We start from the raw sequence: 15,502 nt of genomic DNA, 5'->3' as shown, positions 1-15,502 counted from the left end.
TAAAACATAGGTTGAGAACGTTCTGTATTGAAACGCTTTCAACCTTTCTCAGTTTTGTATACATATCAAATTATGAAGACAATAGGCGTGAAAGTTGTATGACGCTGTCCCAATTAAAATAAGTTCTAAAAAATTAAACTGCATTTTAAAAATATAAAAAGGATCAAGATATTGAAAAATAAAGATTTAGATGATAAATGTAAACAGGTTTACAGTTTAAAAATTCGAAAATAAAATGTGTGAGTACTTACTGTTTTAAGCTTAATACACTGAAAATAAACTGATACATATAAAAAAAAGATATATAAAAAATGAATTGTAATTATGAATTTAATTATGTAAAATTAATATATGCATGTGAAGTCAGTTAATAAGCGAATTATATGATTAACAGTTAATTAACAGTAAACTGAAGGAGGTGAATTAATGTATAAAGTCAGTGAAGCAGCAGATATAATTGGTGTTGAGAAAGTGGAAATATTTGAAAAAATGATCACACATAAAGCTTTACTTGATCCTAATATTTCAAAGCAAGATGGTGTTACTTACTTTGATGAACGGGGATTAGAGATATTAAAGACATTATTTCACACAAGTTTGGATCTGAACCAGAGTTCTACTTCAGATGATATGGATCATATTAAAGATGTAAAGCAAAACAAAATAAAGTCTAGGCAAGATAAAGAGTATGATATCTTGAGAAGGAAGCTAGAGATAATAACAGATGAATTGACAAATTTAGATCAAGAATTAGAAATTAAAGATGAATTGATGGCAAAATATCAGTTTAAACTGTTAGAAGATCTAGACGTGATCAGCAAATTACAGTATGGTTTACTAAAAAAGCTTGAAAGGTCAGTTGAGTAATATGTATAGAGTGATTGAAGTAGCTCGAATGCTAGGTGTCAGTAAAGTGACGATCTACAAAAAAATAAATAAGAATAAAAAAGTGTTGAAAGCTCATATTCATACGAGAAGTAACATTACTTATATTGATGATGAAGGTGTTCAAATTATAAAAGATAGTATTGAAGTTATAACACCCTATTTACTAAATGAAGATACTGATTTAGCTGAGTTTAAGAGAAATAGCTTAGAAGATTTAAATGAAGTCATTGATCTCTTGAGTCATCAAATTGAGATTAAAAAGCTTCAAATCAATCGAAAAGATGAAATTATTGAATCTTATAAGAGTATACTAAAGAGTAATAGAGGCAAAATTCAATATTTGGAAAGTAGACTAAATGAATTATAAGTATAGGGAGGGCATTGACGTGGTACCTAAAAAAACGTTATTTGAAAGAATGGGACTTGTGGAAACAAACTCAGCGGAAGGCGATGAATCAAAATTCGAAATGATAGAAGAATCCAAAGAACCTGAATTAGATGTAAATCAGGTTCCAGATTTAGAAAATATCCCTGATTTATCACATTTAGTATCAGCATCAGTTGATGAGGCTGCTGTTCGTATTGAAAAAGAAAGTGCAAGATTTAAAGAAAAAGATTTGGAAAGAGAAAAAGCTGGGAAAATGAACGATATTCCAAAAGATATTGGTGACAAACTCGACTTGTTGATCAATGCTTATGAAAAAAATAAAATGTTGACAATTGATGAGATTTACAGAAATTCTCATTTAGAAACAGATTTAAAAAAGTCAATTTTTATGGCTGATGTTTATTTAAAAGCAATTCCAGAAAATTTACCAATGGATCTCAAAAGAGAAACTGTTTTAAATATAATGAACGTTTCTAATATAAGTTTAGACGAACTTTTAAACGATGCATATAAGAGAATTGATTCGCTTAATACAGTGCTGGAAGAAACGGTTTCTACTACTCAAGAAATTTTTAATAGAAACGATGCAACGATTAGAGAATTAGAAAAACGGATTGAAGATTTAAAAGAAATCAATAAGAGTAGAAAAAAATTCCAAGAAGACCAAAATACTTTAATTGAATATGAAATTCAGAAGATTATTAATCTTGTTGAATTTGTTAAGCCTAAGAAGTAGGGTACAATGTTTCCTAAAAAATACACTCAAAAAGGTAAAATAATAATTGGAATTTACTTGATTTCTTTACTGACAATCGTTATTATAAGTAGTAGTTATATTTTTGGTTACGTAGCGGATCAACCCGAACCGGTTGCTCATACGAACTTAGATAATGTAGATGAGCCGATAGATTTAGCAAATGGTGTAGAAAAAACCGAACCAGAAGATGTACCAGAAGATGTTCCAGAAAAAATACCAGAAGATGTACCAGAAGACATACCTACTCAAAATACTATTGATGATCCTATTGAAGAACAGGACACTGAAGTAACAGAGGGTCCTGAGCGTGATGGAAACGGAACGTACTCAATAGAAGATCTAAAAATCTTGAAAGAAGCACATATAAACATTTATTTTGATTTTCAGTCATTTGCAGTTAGCGATGAAGCCAAAGCATCCTTAGAATCTTTTATAGATGTGGTAAAAGCATATCCTGATGAGTCAATTGTCATAGAAGGTCACGCTGATGGATACCCTAATTTTATGAATACCGCTATGGAAGTTGAATTATCTTCTAATAGAGTTAAAGCAGTGTACACGATCATGACCGCAAATGGTTTGGATCAAAGCAAATTTGTGACTATAAATGCGGGTTCTTCAAATCCTATTTCTGTTAAAAAAGAAGAACGTCAAAAAAATGATTATGTGGAAATATATTTTAGAGATTATGTTATAAAGAACATCAATGGAAAATAAATGCACTCGTAGCTCAGTGGATAGAGCAACCGCCTCCTAAGCGGTAGGTCGGAAGTTCAAATCTTCTCGGGTGCGCCACGACATTAGAACCCTTGTGATCAGTAGGTCACAGGGGTTTGTTATAGATTGTTAGTTTTGATTTAACATCCAGAGCAATTGGAGGTAACGATGAAATCCGAAAGCAATGAAGATATAAATAATGCCTTATGGCAAAAAGAGACATATAATGCTTATGTCAATAAATACGGTGTACCGACTGAAGCTGCACAAAAAATTATGAAGTCACCAGAAAAGATTTTGCACCCGATCTATCCTTACTTTGAAAATGTAAGGGAGAAGAAGATTGTTAATTTGATGGGTTCTATGGGGCAGAAAGCGGTCGCTTTAAGTTTATTAGGTGCGCATGTCACTGTGATTGATATTTCTCCAGGTAATAAACAGTACGCTACGGAACTGGCAGAGGCATGTGACTGTGAGATCGAGTATATAATAGGTGACGTACTCAAAGTAGACCTTGAAAAATATGAGGGTACAGCGGATATTGTGTTCGCGGAGATGGGGATCATCCATTATTTTCAAGATTTAAAACCTTTTTTTCAAATGGCTTTGAAATTACTCGGTCAAAATGGAAAATTTATTTTAAGAGACTTTCACCCTGTGTCGACAAAACTTATAACCTCTAGAGGTTCCACTGCAAAAGTTAGAAAACATAAAGTGACAGGGAATTATTTTAGTACGGAATTGGAAGAGCAGGAAGTGGCTTTTTCTAAGTATTCAGATGAAGTGGTTCTTGAAAAAGTCCGCCTCAGAAAATGGACTCTAGGAGAAGTGATAACGGCACTTGCACAAGCTGGATTTTTGATCAATGAACTCAAAGAAGAACAAAATTTATCCTCAGAAGTATTTGATCAGGGAATTCCTAAGACCTTTACAGTGGTATGCAGTAAATTATAACAGAGGAGAGATATTGTTGTGGATGAAACAATGCATTGTCGTTTTATGAAGTTAGCGCTAGTTGAAGCTGAGAAAGCTTTTGATCTTGGAGAAGTGCCGATAGGTGCAGTCATTGTAAAAAATGGAAAGGTGATTGGAAAAGGGCATAATACAAGGGAATTATCCGAAAGTGCCATTGCTCATGCTGAGATCAATGCGATACAAGACGCGTGTCAAAATATGGGGCATTGGAGATTGACAGACTGTGTGCTATATGTTACAATTGAGCCCTGCCCTATGTGTGTTGGGGCTATTTATCAGTCCAGAATTAAGACGGTTTACTTTGGTTCAAGAGACCCTAAAGGGGGCGCTTGTGGTTCAGTATTCAACTTATTTGATTTTCAAGGATTGAATCATTATTGTCAGATCGTTGAAGGCGTATTAAGTCGAGAATGCTCGGACGTAATGAAGCGTTTTTTTAAAAGGTTAAGATAGTGGAGAGATGTCCGAGTTGGCTAAGGGGCACGCCTGGAAAGCGTGTAAGGCTGTCATGGCCCCGCGGGTTCGAGTCCCGCTCTCTCCGCCAATAAAATATATGCCGTGCTAGATGGGGAGGTAGCGGTGCCTTGTAACTTGCAATCCGCTGTAGCAAGATTGAAGTCCATCTAAGGGATACCATTGTTGAGTCTGCCCATGAAAAGTGGTGTTGATAATTGGGTCCTGCGCAATAGACACTTATGAACTCCGTCAGATCTGGAAGGAAGCAGCGGTAAGTGAGAAAGTTTATGTGCCGCAGGGGTTCCTGGTTTGAGCTAACTGTTGTGGTAACGTCCGTAGTAGTATTTCGAAGTTGGATGCACGGCTTACATAAGAAAGAGTTGTCTTATAGACAACTTTTTTTAGTATCTAAAATTTGTTATGCAAATCAAATCAAATTGAGTGGATAGGGTTTTCAGGGATGTTTAACTTCAAAGGTGGTATTCTGCTTTATTTTTAATGCTTTTTCTAATATAATTTACTTAATACATCAATGGATCAGATCGTGGGGAATTTGAGTGAATCATAAAAGAGATTCGATAAAAAGATCAACACTACATTTTTTAATAAAATATATAGCGTTGTTAGTGTTTGTGCTATTAGGCGCCAATATAGCGTTCTTTAGCGTTTTTTGTGATGTGAGTCATGTGATTGAAGATAAAGAGTCAGTGCCATTAGACGTAAGAAATACGCCTATAAAGGTTATATTGGATGAATTAGAGCTTTTATCAGATATCCTCATAAAACATCAAGAAAGCAATCTAATACAGGATGAACATGAAAATAAGTTGTTTTTAGAGGCACTTGTGAGTTCAGATTCTAATATATTGAGTGTTCATTATACAGTAGAAGATGAAGATTTAAAAATCAATTCATCAAAATCGGATGAAATCAGTATTTCTGAGCCCAAACAAGATCCCACTCTGGACGTTGAATATGTAACATTTAGCAAAAATGTTATAAATTCTAAAGGAGAGTGGCGAGGAAATCTTATAATGAACTACCAATATGAAGCTTTTAAAGCGTCCGTTTTGGCAACAATGAATGAATCAGATCGTGTACAACTGCTTTATAGTGATGATTCTCGATACATAATTGTCGATCAATCAAATCATTTTAAATATCTTCCAGAAATATTTAGAAATCGATTTACGCAAATCATATTGATGATATTACTTTTATTAGTGTCGTGCTATGTTTTCGTAAGTAAGAGTTATGAGACTTTGAATCAATTAGTAGTGGCTTTGGATACAAACTATAGAAAAAATATTGGCGGATCTTATTTAATAGAGGAATATCATGTGATTAGGGCAAGCTTAGATGAAATAAAAGAAGATATTGATCAAAAAATGCTTAAAATTAGCGAACTTAAGGTCGTTGAGAATGAGTTGATACAGGATATCCGGTATAAGACGAAACAGTTTGAAGCGCTTTATAAAAATCATGTGGTTCTTAAAAATAAGGCATTATATCTCACCTCATTCTTTGATGCGGTGGCTAATAATATAGATCAGATGATCTGGTTAATGGATGCAAGTGGACATATTATTTACGTTAATCAAGCGCTTGAAAAAAACCTAAAAATGGAAAATATGACAACGCCATGTGATCGCATGAGTGCATTTATAGAAGGCTTTGATGAAGACTTAGGCCTTTTATTAGAGCGAGATTACAAATCCATTAAGTTCACGTTTAAAAACCATATATTCAACGAATCACTTAATGGGAGTTCCGTAAGAATAAAAACATTTCATCAAGTAAATTGTATACTATGTTTTTGTTCAAAAAATAATTTTGAAAATAAAATGAATCAAAATTACCTTAAAAAGAGCAGGGATTTGCATTTTATCAATGAAATCGGCAAAATAGTAAGTGTTAATAACAATATAGATGTAACTTTACAAGATATACTGGACAAGGTTGCTTTTTTGGCAAATTTAAATTCAAGTACAATTAGACTTGTAAATGAAGATCAAAAACTTGAACTCAAAACAATTTCGGGTTATAGTACGGCGTATGTTTTAAGTGAAGAAATCCCAATTGAAGGGAGACATATGGGGTATTGTTTTAAAGAAAATAAGATTATTTTAATTAATCATGAAGAAGATTTACGGTTTCACGAACCTATTTTAGAGCAGTTACTAAAAGAAGGACGATCAATTGCCTATATACCGTTGGCCAATTACCAAAAGAGCTTTGGCGTTATGTCAATCATTAGCGATTTCAAATTTAAAACCGACGATATCATTTTGTTAGAATCGATATCGATTAATGTCACTATTTCCCTTGAAAAGGTTTTGTTATATGATCAGTTAAAGGCAAATTACTTTAAAACAGTTGAAGCGTTTGTCACAGCAGCAGAAATTAAGCAAGAAAGATTTAGTGGGCATTCAAGACGAGTTGCTAAGATTTGTAGCTTAATTGCTCAAAGACTTTATTTAAAGGACAGTGAAATTGATGATATTTATATTGCAGGGTTACTGCACGATATCGGAAAATTAGGCTTCGCAGATAATTCTTTGGAGTATTTTTTTGACATAGATGAACATGGGGCTATGGGCAGAAAAATGATAGAGCATGTAGGCTTTAATAGGGAAATTCTTAACGGTATTGAATTCCATCATCTCAATTATGATTTGTCAAATAAGCCTATTGAACTTCAAGAGCAACCCTATTATGCACAGATTATTAGATTGGCAAATGATTTTGATCTTTTTATGAATTATAATAGTGGAGAATCTGACCGCAATCATTTTGTAACAAAAATGACTGCGGAATCTGGAACGGTCTATTCACCACAACTGTTGAAAATATTAGAGGATTTGATTGATAATAGAAACGATGCTTTAGATGCACTTTATGATTCGAAAATACCGGGGGAACATTATGAGAATTAAATATTATAATTTTCAAAAATGGTTAATTTTTGTGATCATTTTGATTCCAATGATATTATGGAGTTTAAGTGCTTTTTTCTATTTGGATGAATCTATAAAAGAGAGAGCACTTACAAAAGTTAATTTAGAGATAGACCGATTAGCAGATCAAATCTATTTGAATTTAGAGAATCACTTAAATCAATTAAAGTTTATTCAAAAGATAGACCGGTTAGGTAAAACACCTGTAGAAGAAGATCAAGCTCTTTTCGAATATGTTGTCAGTATGGATTCAAACCATAATAGATTTGCGATCTACATTAAGCGAGATGGGGTGAGTTCTTTAGTTCAATATGTTGGTTTTGAGGACCTCAATCTATCAAATTATGCATTTGAAATCACCTCTAATTCGAATTTGCAGCTAAAATCAAATGTACTACAGATGATTGACAATGACTACTACAAGGCCGTTTACAATGAAAGTTTAAATCTTGAAATGGTGATTATAATGCCTGTTAAAGACCGCCACAGTATTCCCTATATATTGTGGTGTGTTGTTGTAATTTTAATAAACATAGGCATTTTTGCTCTATTCAACATTGTATTGAAAAAGAAACAATATCTATTAAATAATCTCATAGAAACACTAAATCTCATTAAAACGGGTCAATATAAGCGTGACAATATGATAAAAAATAATGTTGATCAACCTTTAGAGGATCTAATCAGTGAAATATGTGAGGTTGAAGTGCATTTGGATGAACAAATAAAAGCATTGATTATTTCATGTGAGAAATACAGACAAGATAGTGAATCTGTAATTGAGAACAGCAAAGCCTTAAAAAGAGAACATGATCAATACTTTACTGAGATGGCAACAAAAGAAGAGATGAACGATATCCTCTTTGATACAGTAAATGAAATTGTTTTTTTGATCAATAGAGAAGGCGATATTTTAGAGGTCAACCGTACTTTTGAGAACACATTGGGCTTTAAAAAAGATGAAATTGTTGGGAAATCAATACGATCAATAATGATTGATAAATCCAAAACCCTTAAAGAACTGACCACTCATTGTTCAGAACCTTTGTTTTTAAATTTTAGAATGAGCAGTTTTGATTCTAAAGTGTCCCAGTTTTTGAACGTCAAGATTGAGGCATTAACGAACGGATGTTATTTATACATTGGTAAGTCCATTAATGATGAAATTACACTTCAAAGTCGAATTCTAAGAAAGAATAGGGAACTGGAGTACATTAATCAAATCAATTCCGCACTGATTAGCAATTGGGGCCTTAATGAATTACTGATCAATATAATCAATAGAATTGATTCTCTTTTCAATATTATTTTTGGAACAATTCGAATCAAAAATGATAATGGATTTTGGGAGTTAAAAGCTCAAACAGAGAAAGGCGAATTTTACCATGATCTGTATATTGAGGATGTAAACACGTATTACGAAAGTGACATTATAATGGATTCAGAGATAAAAATTATTGAAGTGGATGAGGTTTATCGCAAAGAGCATCATTATTCTGATAATTTAAAGCAGATATTGATTGCGCCTATGGAGACTGAAGGTGAAATTATATCTATTTTAGCACTTGGGATTGAGCGGGATTTGAATTCAAATGATATCAATATTCTAAAAATGTTTAAAAACCAAGCCTCAGTCGTTATCCAAAGAGCTTTGTTATATGATCAATTGAGGAAGCAATACTTCAATACAATACATGCACTTGTAAATGTCATTGAAGCCAAGGACAAATATACTGAAGGACATTCAAGAAGAGTATCAAGATTTTCTGTTGAAATTGCGCTAGAAATGGGCTATAGTAATGAAGAACTTGAAAATATAGAAATTGCAGGTCTCCTTCACGATGTTGGGAAAGTGGGCATACACCAATCCATCCTTACAAAACAAGGTGAATTGAGCTTAGAAGAATATGAGATTATAAAACAGCATCCTGAAAAGGGCATTCAAATATTAAAATCCATTAAACTAAATCCTCAAATTATGGAGGGTATTTTATACCATCATGTGAGATATGATCTAAAGGGTTATCCAAGGGTACAAACTTTGCAAGAATTGCCTGAATATGCTGGCATTATAGGTGTTGCGGATGCGTTTGATGCGATAACTTCCGAAAGATCTTATTCTCAAGCAGAGACCATATATGAAGGTCTCGAAGAATTGATCAGAAATAAAGGAACTCAATTTATCCCTGTTATCATAGATGCATTTGAAAAAATTGTGATGCAATCTCCAGATAGGTTGCAGAGTATAATTGATGATCTATAATTTATTAATTTAAAGGATTTAAACATAAAACAGTATGTAGTTTACAAATATCTTTTTACAAATAAAGGAGTAAGAAATGGCTTATCAAGCATTGTATCGAAAATGGCGACCCCTTAACTTTGATGAAATTATTGGACAAAATCATATTATATTGCCTATTAAAAATCAAATTGTTAACAACAGTATAGGCCATGCTTATCTTTTTTCAGGCACTAGAGGCACTGGGAAAACCACAACAGCAAAGGTTTTCGCAAGAGCTGTAAACTGTTTAAATAATTCAGATGGCAATCCTTGCAACGCATGTGAAAATTGCAAAAGCATTTTAGAAGACCAGTTTATTGATGTTGTGGAAATGGATGCTGCTTCTAACAATAGTGTTGACGATATTAGAGAGTTGAGAGAACACGTTAAATTTTCACCTTCAAAGGGTCGATTTAAGGTGTATATAATAGATGAGGTACACATGCTATCTCAAGGTGCTTTTAATGCACTATTAAAGACGCTTGAGGAACCGCCTGAATATGTGCTTTTTATTTTAGCGACTACAGAATCGCATAAAATTCCAGCAACGATTCTTTCAAGATGTCAGCGCTTTGATTTCAAAAGAGTCTCTTATGAAGAGTTGCTCTTTAGATTAAAGTATATTTGTGATCAGACTGCTGTAACTTATGATATTGAGGCGTTAAAACTTATTATTGAAAAAAGTGATGGTGCTGTGAGAGACTCCATCAGCAGTTTAGATCAATGTCTAAGTGTAGGTACAAATCGCTTGTTGGTTGAAGATGTGGTCGATTTACTAGGTCTTGTGGAGAACACAGTCATTTTGAAGCTTATAGAACATTTAGTGAATCAAGATGCGAATCAAATCTTTATACAAGTGGACGATATTATAAAAAATGGGAAGGATCTCAATCAATTTATTAATGCAATTATAGAGGTCTATAGAGATTTATTAATTGTTTTATCGGTAAAGGAAAATTACGATCTTTTGATCAACGCCTCAAATGAATACATGGAGACCGTAAAATCTTTAGCAACTCAGTTTACTCAAATTGAGATTTCTAGGGCTTTAAACCTCTTTATTGAGCTTTCAAAGAGCATCAAATATTCTCAAAATAAACGCATTTTATTTGAAGCAACACTCGTTAAAATTATGAATGTGAAAGCAGATCAAACCATTGAGGGTCTTGTAGAACGCATCACTAGGTTAGAAAAAATTGTTTACGAAGGTGGCAATGTCCCTAAAGGAGCGCATCCATTGGCGCCGGCAAGGTCTTCTGTATCTTCAAAGAGCAGGCTCAACGAGAGCCCTTTAAAAACACCTCCAGTTGTGCAGAAGGATGATATTGAACCGTTCATTGAATTTACTGAATCTGAAATTGATTTTGATCATGTCAATGCCGTGTGGGGAAAATTTAAGGAGGCCATAAAAACTGAAAAGAAGGGGATTATGCCTGTTTTTGAGAATGCAACCCCTTTGACTCTTAATGGAAATAGGATTACAATTGGTATAGCACCAGAAGATAAACTTTTTATTAATATCGTTCAAAATGCAGTAAACTTAAGGTATTTAGAAGCTTTGATGTCTCGGCTTTTAAAGAAGCTTATTTCACTTCAGTTTGAAATTAAGGAAGAAGAACATAAAGAAGCACTAGATCCAGAAGAGCAGGTAAAAGACTACTTTAGGGATTATAAAGATGTGCTTGAGATAAAATAAGATTTTAGGAGGATTTTCAATTATGGCTAAAGGTAGAGGACCAGCTGTGCCTGGTAATATGAATAACATGATGAAGCAAGTTCAAAAGATGCAAAGAGATATGCAGGAAGCACAAGAAAAAATTGAATCTGAAGTATTTGAAGCAACAGCGGGTGGTGGTGCAATTAAAGTAACGGTTAGTGGTAAAAAAGAAGTCATTTCAATTGATTTAAAACCTGAAGTGGTTGATCCAGATGATATTGAAATGCTTCAAGACTTAATTATTGTCGCAGTGAACGAGGCGCTTAAAACAGCTGAAGAGACCATGAGCAAATCACTGGGCAAGTTTACTGGTGGCATGAACATACCAGGGTTGTTCTAGATGTCAAAATTTATTCCTTCTATCAATAAATTGATTGATGAATTTTCTAGATTACCTGGAATTGGTAAAAAATCGGCACAACGACTTGCGTTTTATGTGATCAATATGGAGCAGTCAGAGGCTTATAGTTTTGCGGAATCCATACTGGAAGTGAAGCGAAAAATCAAATACTGCGAAAAATGTTTTAATATCACTGAAAGTGAATTGTGTGATATTTGCTCTGATCAGAAGCGTGATAAGACCTTAATTTGTGTTGTTGAATCACCAAGAGATTTAATTGCTATTGAGAACACAAAAGAGTTTCATGGCTATTATCATGTCCTTCATGGTGCAATATCACCAATGGATGGCATTGGGCCTAATGAGGTTAAGATCAGAGAACTCATATTGAGGCTTCAAGAAGATGATACCAACGAGATTATTATTGCAACGAATCCAACGATTGAGGGTGAAGCAACTGCAATGTATATTTCAAAGCTTTTAAAAGGAACCGATATCAAGGTGACGCGCCTTGCTCACGGCATCCCTGTGGGAGGCGATTTGGAATATGCTGATGAAATTACGCTTGCAAAAGCAATTGAAGGCAGAAGAATACTGTAAAAAATGACTTTGGCTTATGCCAAAGTTTTTTTTGAAATCGTCGATATCATACAAAAGTTGACAGTGGTCAACCCATTAGAGTAGAATTTATGAATAGCAACGCATAAACTCAACTAAGGACGTTCAATGATGAATTCTAAAATAGTGATTGGAAAGCCAGAACTTTTAAAGCGAATAAACCGAAACTCGATCATAAAGTTGATCTTTAAACAGGGTAATATAAGCAGATCAGAAATTGCAAAAATCACAAAACTGACACTTCCAAGTGTTATGAGGATTGTGGATGGATTAACAGAAGAGGGGTTAGTAATAGATGTTGGAAAAGGGGATTCAAGTGGTGGCAGAAAGCCAAATTTAATTTGCTTAAATCGTGATCACCTCTATATTTTAGGTGTGGAAATTGCGATTAATACCCTTGTTGTGTTGACCGATCTTTCTGGATGCACGATTGAACGTTGGGAATCGCCACAGATGGCGTATGATACGCCCACGAAGATGCTAGAAGAGATCAATAGCGTTATTACTAAATTGATTCAAAAATACAATATACCTAGGGATAAAATTGCTGGAATCGGTATAGGAACCCCAGGCACTAATTTTAAACATCATAAATCAAAATCGTATGCAATCCTTAAAGGTTGGGAATCTATAGATGTCAAAGCTTGGTTTAAAGACAAGTTTGATTGTCCTGTATATATTGACAATGTTGCAAGAACGCGCACTTTAAGTGAACTTTGGTTTGGCAGAGGGAGAGAAGTAAAGCATTTTATATATGTGTTTGTGGATCAAGGTGTGGGCTGTGGAATTGTCAGCAATTCAGCGATCTATGAAGGTGCTAATGGTGTGGCAGGTGAATTCGGTCACTCGGTCATCGAATATCATGGTAGAGAATGTTACTGTGGCAATCGAGGTTGCATTGAGATGTATGTTTCTGCAGGGGCCATTATTTCTGAAATTTCTGAGACACTTAAACTAAATCCAAATAAGAAAATGACGTTTAGAGAGGTAATGGCTTACGAAAATGAGGATGAGGCCAATGCCATTTTGATTAAAAGTGCGAAAGTACTTTCAGTAGGCATAGCAAATCTGATCAATATTTTCAATCCTCAAATGGTTGTTATTGGAGGAATTGTGCCTATAAACAGCAAAGTGTTTACAAATGTGCTTTTTCACGAGGTGAATCAATCCATCTTTTCTAATGCTGCAGTTGAAACTGAGATTGTACTCAGTGAAATAGAAATGAGCGCAAGTGGTCTGGGCAGTGTTGCTCTTGTGGTCAATGAAACCTTTAAATCTGTGGTTGTGGCAGAACAGGGTTAAAAGAAGAGATTATAGTTAAGTCCATGGTCAGAAGAGTTCATTATGAAAATCGTTTTTCAAAGTGAACTCTTTTTGATTTCTACCTTCAACGCGTATCCCCTCCTTTGGATACTGATATTGACGGTCAATTTATTTGGTGATATCATTTACTTAGTTACCTACATTCCGCTGAACTAAAATGAAAGTAAATGATTAAAAAATCCATAAAATTCCAAAAAGGATTTTATGAATTTATAGCGAATACTAACATAAGAAGACTTTAAAATGGAGGTTATCGTATGTTAGTAGATCCAAATATAGTTGAAACATATAGTTGCGGAAAAGAAGGTTTTATTGTAGCACTCTGTGAAGCTATTGGTATTCCTAGACTTATCGACAGTGCTCTTGAAAGTCCTGCTGGTCGTCCGCCCGAAATATCGTATGGGGTGCTGGCAATGATGATGATGGTAAATATGTGTGACGATCATCATCCACTATATCGTCTTAATGAATACTACAAATATAAAGATCTTGAAGGCATATTTCATCAGTCGGTCGCCCTTGATCAAATAAATGATGATAGATTTGGTGGATTTTTAGATCTATTCTACAAAGCAGGATGTCAAAAAATATTTGCTAAAGCATCGGCAAATGCACTGATAACCTATGGTGTACAGATCAAAAACATTAACTTTGATACAACTTCGAAAGTCATGTGGGGTTCATATGAAACAGCCGAAGGTATCTTGGGCAGTATTCAAATTGATTTTGGTCATAGTAAAGACAAACGCCAGGATAAAAAACAAATCAAATACGGTATAGGCTGTGCCAATGGAATTGTCGTTGATGCAATTGTTCTTTCAGGTAACAAAGACGACAAAACATACAACACAGATACACTTGAACGTTTGAATGATGTTCTTGAAAATCTTCAAGTTGAAAAGTCTGATTTTTACTATATAGCTGATAGTGCCCTGTTTTCTGAAAAAAATTTAGATATGGCAGCTGACCGTTCAATTAAGTTAATTACACGCATGCCAGATAACGTGCTCCTTGCCAAAGATGCAATTGATGAGGTTGTAACACATCTTGATGGCCTTGATACGATTACAATTAAAGATTACAAGGGTCAATCCTATGATTATAAAGTCCTTGAAAAAACCTGTGATTATAAAGGACACGCATTAAAAATTGCAACCTATTACAGCACAAAATATAAAACACAAAAAGAAAAAACCATTCGGAAAAAAGTAAGTAAAGAATTAGATGCCTTAGATAAACTATCAAAAGTGCTTTCAAAACGAGCATTCGCCTGTGAAGAAGATTCAAATTTGGAGATTGAAAAACTCAAATTGAAAGATCTCAAAAATTTCAAATACCATAAGATAGATTTTACAATAGAATCCAAACTCAAACGTAGACGTGGTCGACCTTCATTGGATCCAAAAGCTGACCTTGTTGGCTATGAGTACTTTTTAAAACTAAATAGCTCTCAAGATGAAGCATTCATTCATTATGAAATACAGAGAGAATGTTGTTTTGTACTCTGTTCAAATGATCTTGTAATCAATGGTGAAGAAATTCTAAAAGAATACAAAACTCAAGACAGTGTTGAAAAGAAGTTCAAACAGTTGAAATCACCACAGTTTGTAAATTCAATCTATTTGGAATCACCAGAACGCATTGAAGCATTTTCATATTTGATGCTCATTTGCATGTTGTTGCTATCCACAGCTGAGTATGTTGTCCGCAGAGGCTTGTGTGCAGATCAAGATCAAGTTGTTGGACCAGGTCAGGTAAAAATGAAAAAACCTACTCAAAGAGCAATATACGACATGTTCTATTCCGTTCGTGTGCGTGTTATAAAACACCCAAACAAACCGTGGGAGCGTAGTTATGCCAATAATTTAGACGAATCTCTTATAAAAATATTAAACTATTTAGATATACCACTTGAGACCTTTATCAAAGGTTCTAGTTGAGGTTAAAAATAGTTGGATTTAAATGTTGGATTTTTGTAACCTATTCAGCGGAATGTAGGTTATTTGTTCCAATCAGCAAACATAGCAGTAAAATAGTACAAGCGTTCAATAAGGCTTTTCCACCCTCTATAGGAGGACATGA

13 protein-coding genes, 2 tRNA genes and 1 other RNA gene are annotated in these 15,502 nt (G+C 34.1%); all 16 read left to right on the top strand.

Going from position 1 to position 15,502, the window contains the following annotated elements; translation table 11 throughout:
- The first annotated feature begins 426 nt into the window (after positions 1-426).
- The 16 genes from F3D3_RS01805 to F3D3_RS01730 all read left to right on the top strand — a co-directional run bounded on the left by F3D3_RS01805 (position 427) and on the right by F3D3_RS01730 (position 15,360).
- Positions 427-867 (top strand): hypothetical protein, encoded by a 441-nt coding sequence (locus F3D3_RS01805; protein ID WP_069870631.1) that lies wholly within the window; start codon positions 427-429, stop codon positions 865-867.
- The gene (locus F3D3_RS01800) at positions 860-1,255 is read left to right on the top strand and encodes a hypothetical protein (protein WP_139131984.1); all 396 of its coding nucleotides are present in this window, start codon (positions 860-862) and stop codon (positions 1,253-1,255) included. The genes F3D3_RS01805 and F3D3_RS01800 overlap by 8 nt, the downstream gene beginning before the upstream one ends.
- A 19-nt stretch (positions 1,256-1,274) precedes the next feature.
- Positions 1,275-2,012: a hypothetical protein gene (locus F3D3_RS01795; RefSeq protein ID WP_139131983.1), complete on the top strand. Its 738-nt coding sequence runs from the start codon at positions 1,275-1,277 to the stop codon at positions 2,010-2,012.
- A gap of 6 nt (positions 2,013-2,018) precedes the next feature.
- Positions 2,019-2,750, top strand: a complete 732-nt coding sequence (locus tag F3D3_RS01790; RefSeq protein ID WP_069870625.1) for an OmpA family protein — start codon at positions 2,019-2,021, stop codon at positions 2,748-2,750.
- 2 nt (positions 2,751-2,752) lie between these two features.
- A tRNA-Arg gene (locus F3D3_RS01785) sits at positions 2,753-2,828 on the top strand.
- 90 nt (positions 2,829-2,918) lie between these two features.
- Positions 2,919-3,704 carry a bifunctional 2-polyprenyl-6-hydroxyphenol methylase/3-demethylubiquinol 3-O-methyltransferase UbiG gene (locus tag F3D3_RS01780; protein WP_069870623.1) on the top strand — a complete coding sequence of 262 codons (786 nt, stop codon included), beginning with the start codon at positions 2,919-2,921 and terminating at the stop codon, positions 3,702-3,704.
- Positions 3,705-3,722: 18 nt separating this feature from the next.
- A complete protein-coding gene (tadA, locus tag F3D3_RS01775; protein WP_306455899.1) occupies positions 3,723-4,178 on the top strand; it encodes a tRNA adenosine(34) deaminase TadA in 456 nt (151 codons plus the stop codon).
- A gap of 1 nt (position 4,179) precedes the next feature.
- Positions 4,180-4,269 (top strand) — tRNA-Ser (locus tag F3D3_RS01770).
- A 12-nt stretch (positions 4,270-4,281) separates the two neighbouring features.
- Positions 4,282-4,545, top strand: an RNA gene (gene ffs / locus F3D3_RS01765) — signal recognition particle sRNA large type.
- A 193-nt stretch (positions 4,546-4,738) separates the two neighbouring features.
- Positions 4,739-7,117: an HD domain-containing protein gene (locus tag F3D3_RS01760; protein ID WP_069870621.1), complete on the top strand. Its 2,379-nt coding sequence runs from the start codon at positions 4,739-4,741 to the stop codon at positions 7,115-7,117.
- Positions 7,107-9,401 (top strand): HD-GYP domain-containing protein, encoded by a 2,295-nt coding sequence (locus tag F3D3_RS01755; RefSeq protein WP_069870619.1) that lies wholly within the window; start codon positions 7,107-7,109, stop codon positions 9,399-9,401. The genes F3D3_RS01760 and F3D3_RS01755 overlap by 11 nt, the downstream gene beginning before the upstream one ends.
- A gap of 76 nt (positions 9,402-9,477) precedes the next feature.
- Positions 9,478-11,118 (top strand): DNA polymerase III subunit gamma/tau, encoded by a 1,641-nt coding sequence (gene dnaX / locus F3D3_RS01750; protein ID WP_069870617.1) that lies wholly within the window; start codon positions 9,478-9,480, stop codon positions 11,116-11,118.
- A gap of 22 nt (positions 11,119-11,140) precedes the next feature.
- Positions 11,141-11,479 (top strand): YbaB/EbfC family nucleoid-associated protein, encoded by a 339-nt coding sequence (locus tag F3D3_RS01745; RefSeq protein ID WP_069870615.1) that lies wholly within the window; start codon positions 11,141-11,143, stop codon positions 11,477-11,479.
- On the top strand, positions 11,480-12,079 hold the full coding sequence (gene recR, locus F3D3_RS01740) for a recombination mediator RecR (protein WP_069870613.1): 600 nt from the start codon (positions 11,480-11,482) through the stop codon (positions 12,077-12,079).
- 129 nt (positions 12,080-12,208) lie between these two features.
- On the top strand, positions 12,209-13,399 hold the full coding sequence (locus F3D3_RS01735; RefSeq protein WP_069870611.1) for an ROK family transcriptional regulator: 1,191 nt from the start codon (positions 12,209-12,211) through the stop codon (positions 13,397-13,399).
- A gap of 278 nt (positions 13,400-13,677) precedes the next feature.
- The gene (locus F3D3_RS01730) at positions 13,678-15,360 is read left to right on the top strand and encodes an IS1634 family transposase (protein WP_069870609.1); all 1,683 of its coding nucleotides are present in this window, start codon (positions 13,678-13,680) and stop codon (positions 15,358-15,360) included.
- Positions 15,361-15,502: the final 142 nt, after the last annotated feature.

The organism is Fusibacter sp. 3D3 (genome assembly GCF_001748365.1).
Taxonomy (GTDB): Bacteria; Bacillota; Clostridia; order Peptostreptococcales; family Acidaminobacteraceae; genus Fusibacter_A.
The sequence above is the reverse complement of the archived record's forward strand: the minus strand, read 5'-3'. Positions and strand labels throughout refer to the sequence as shown.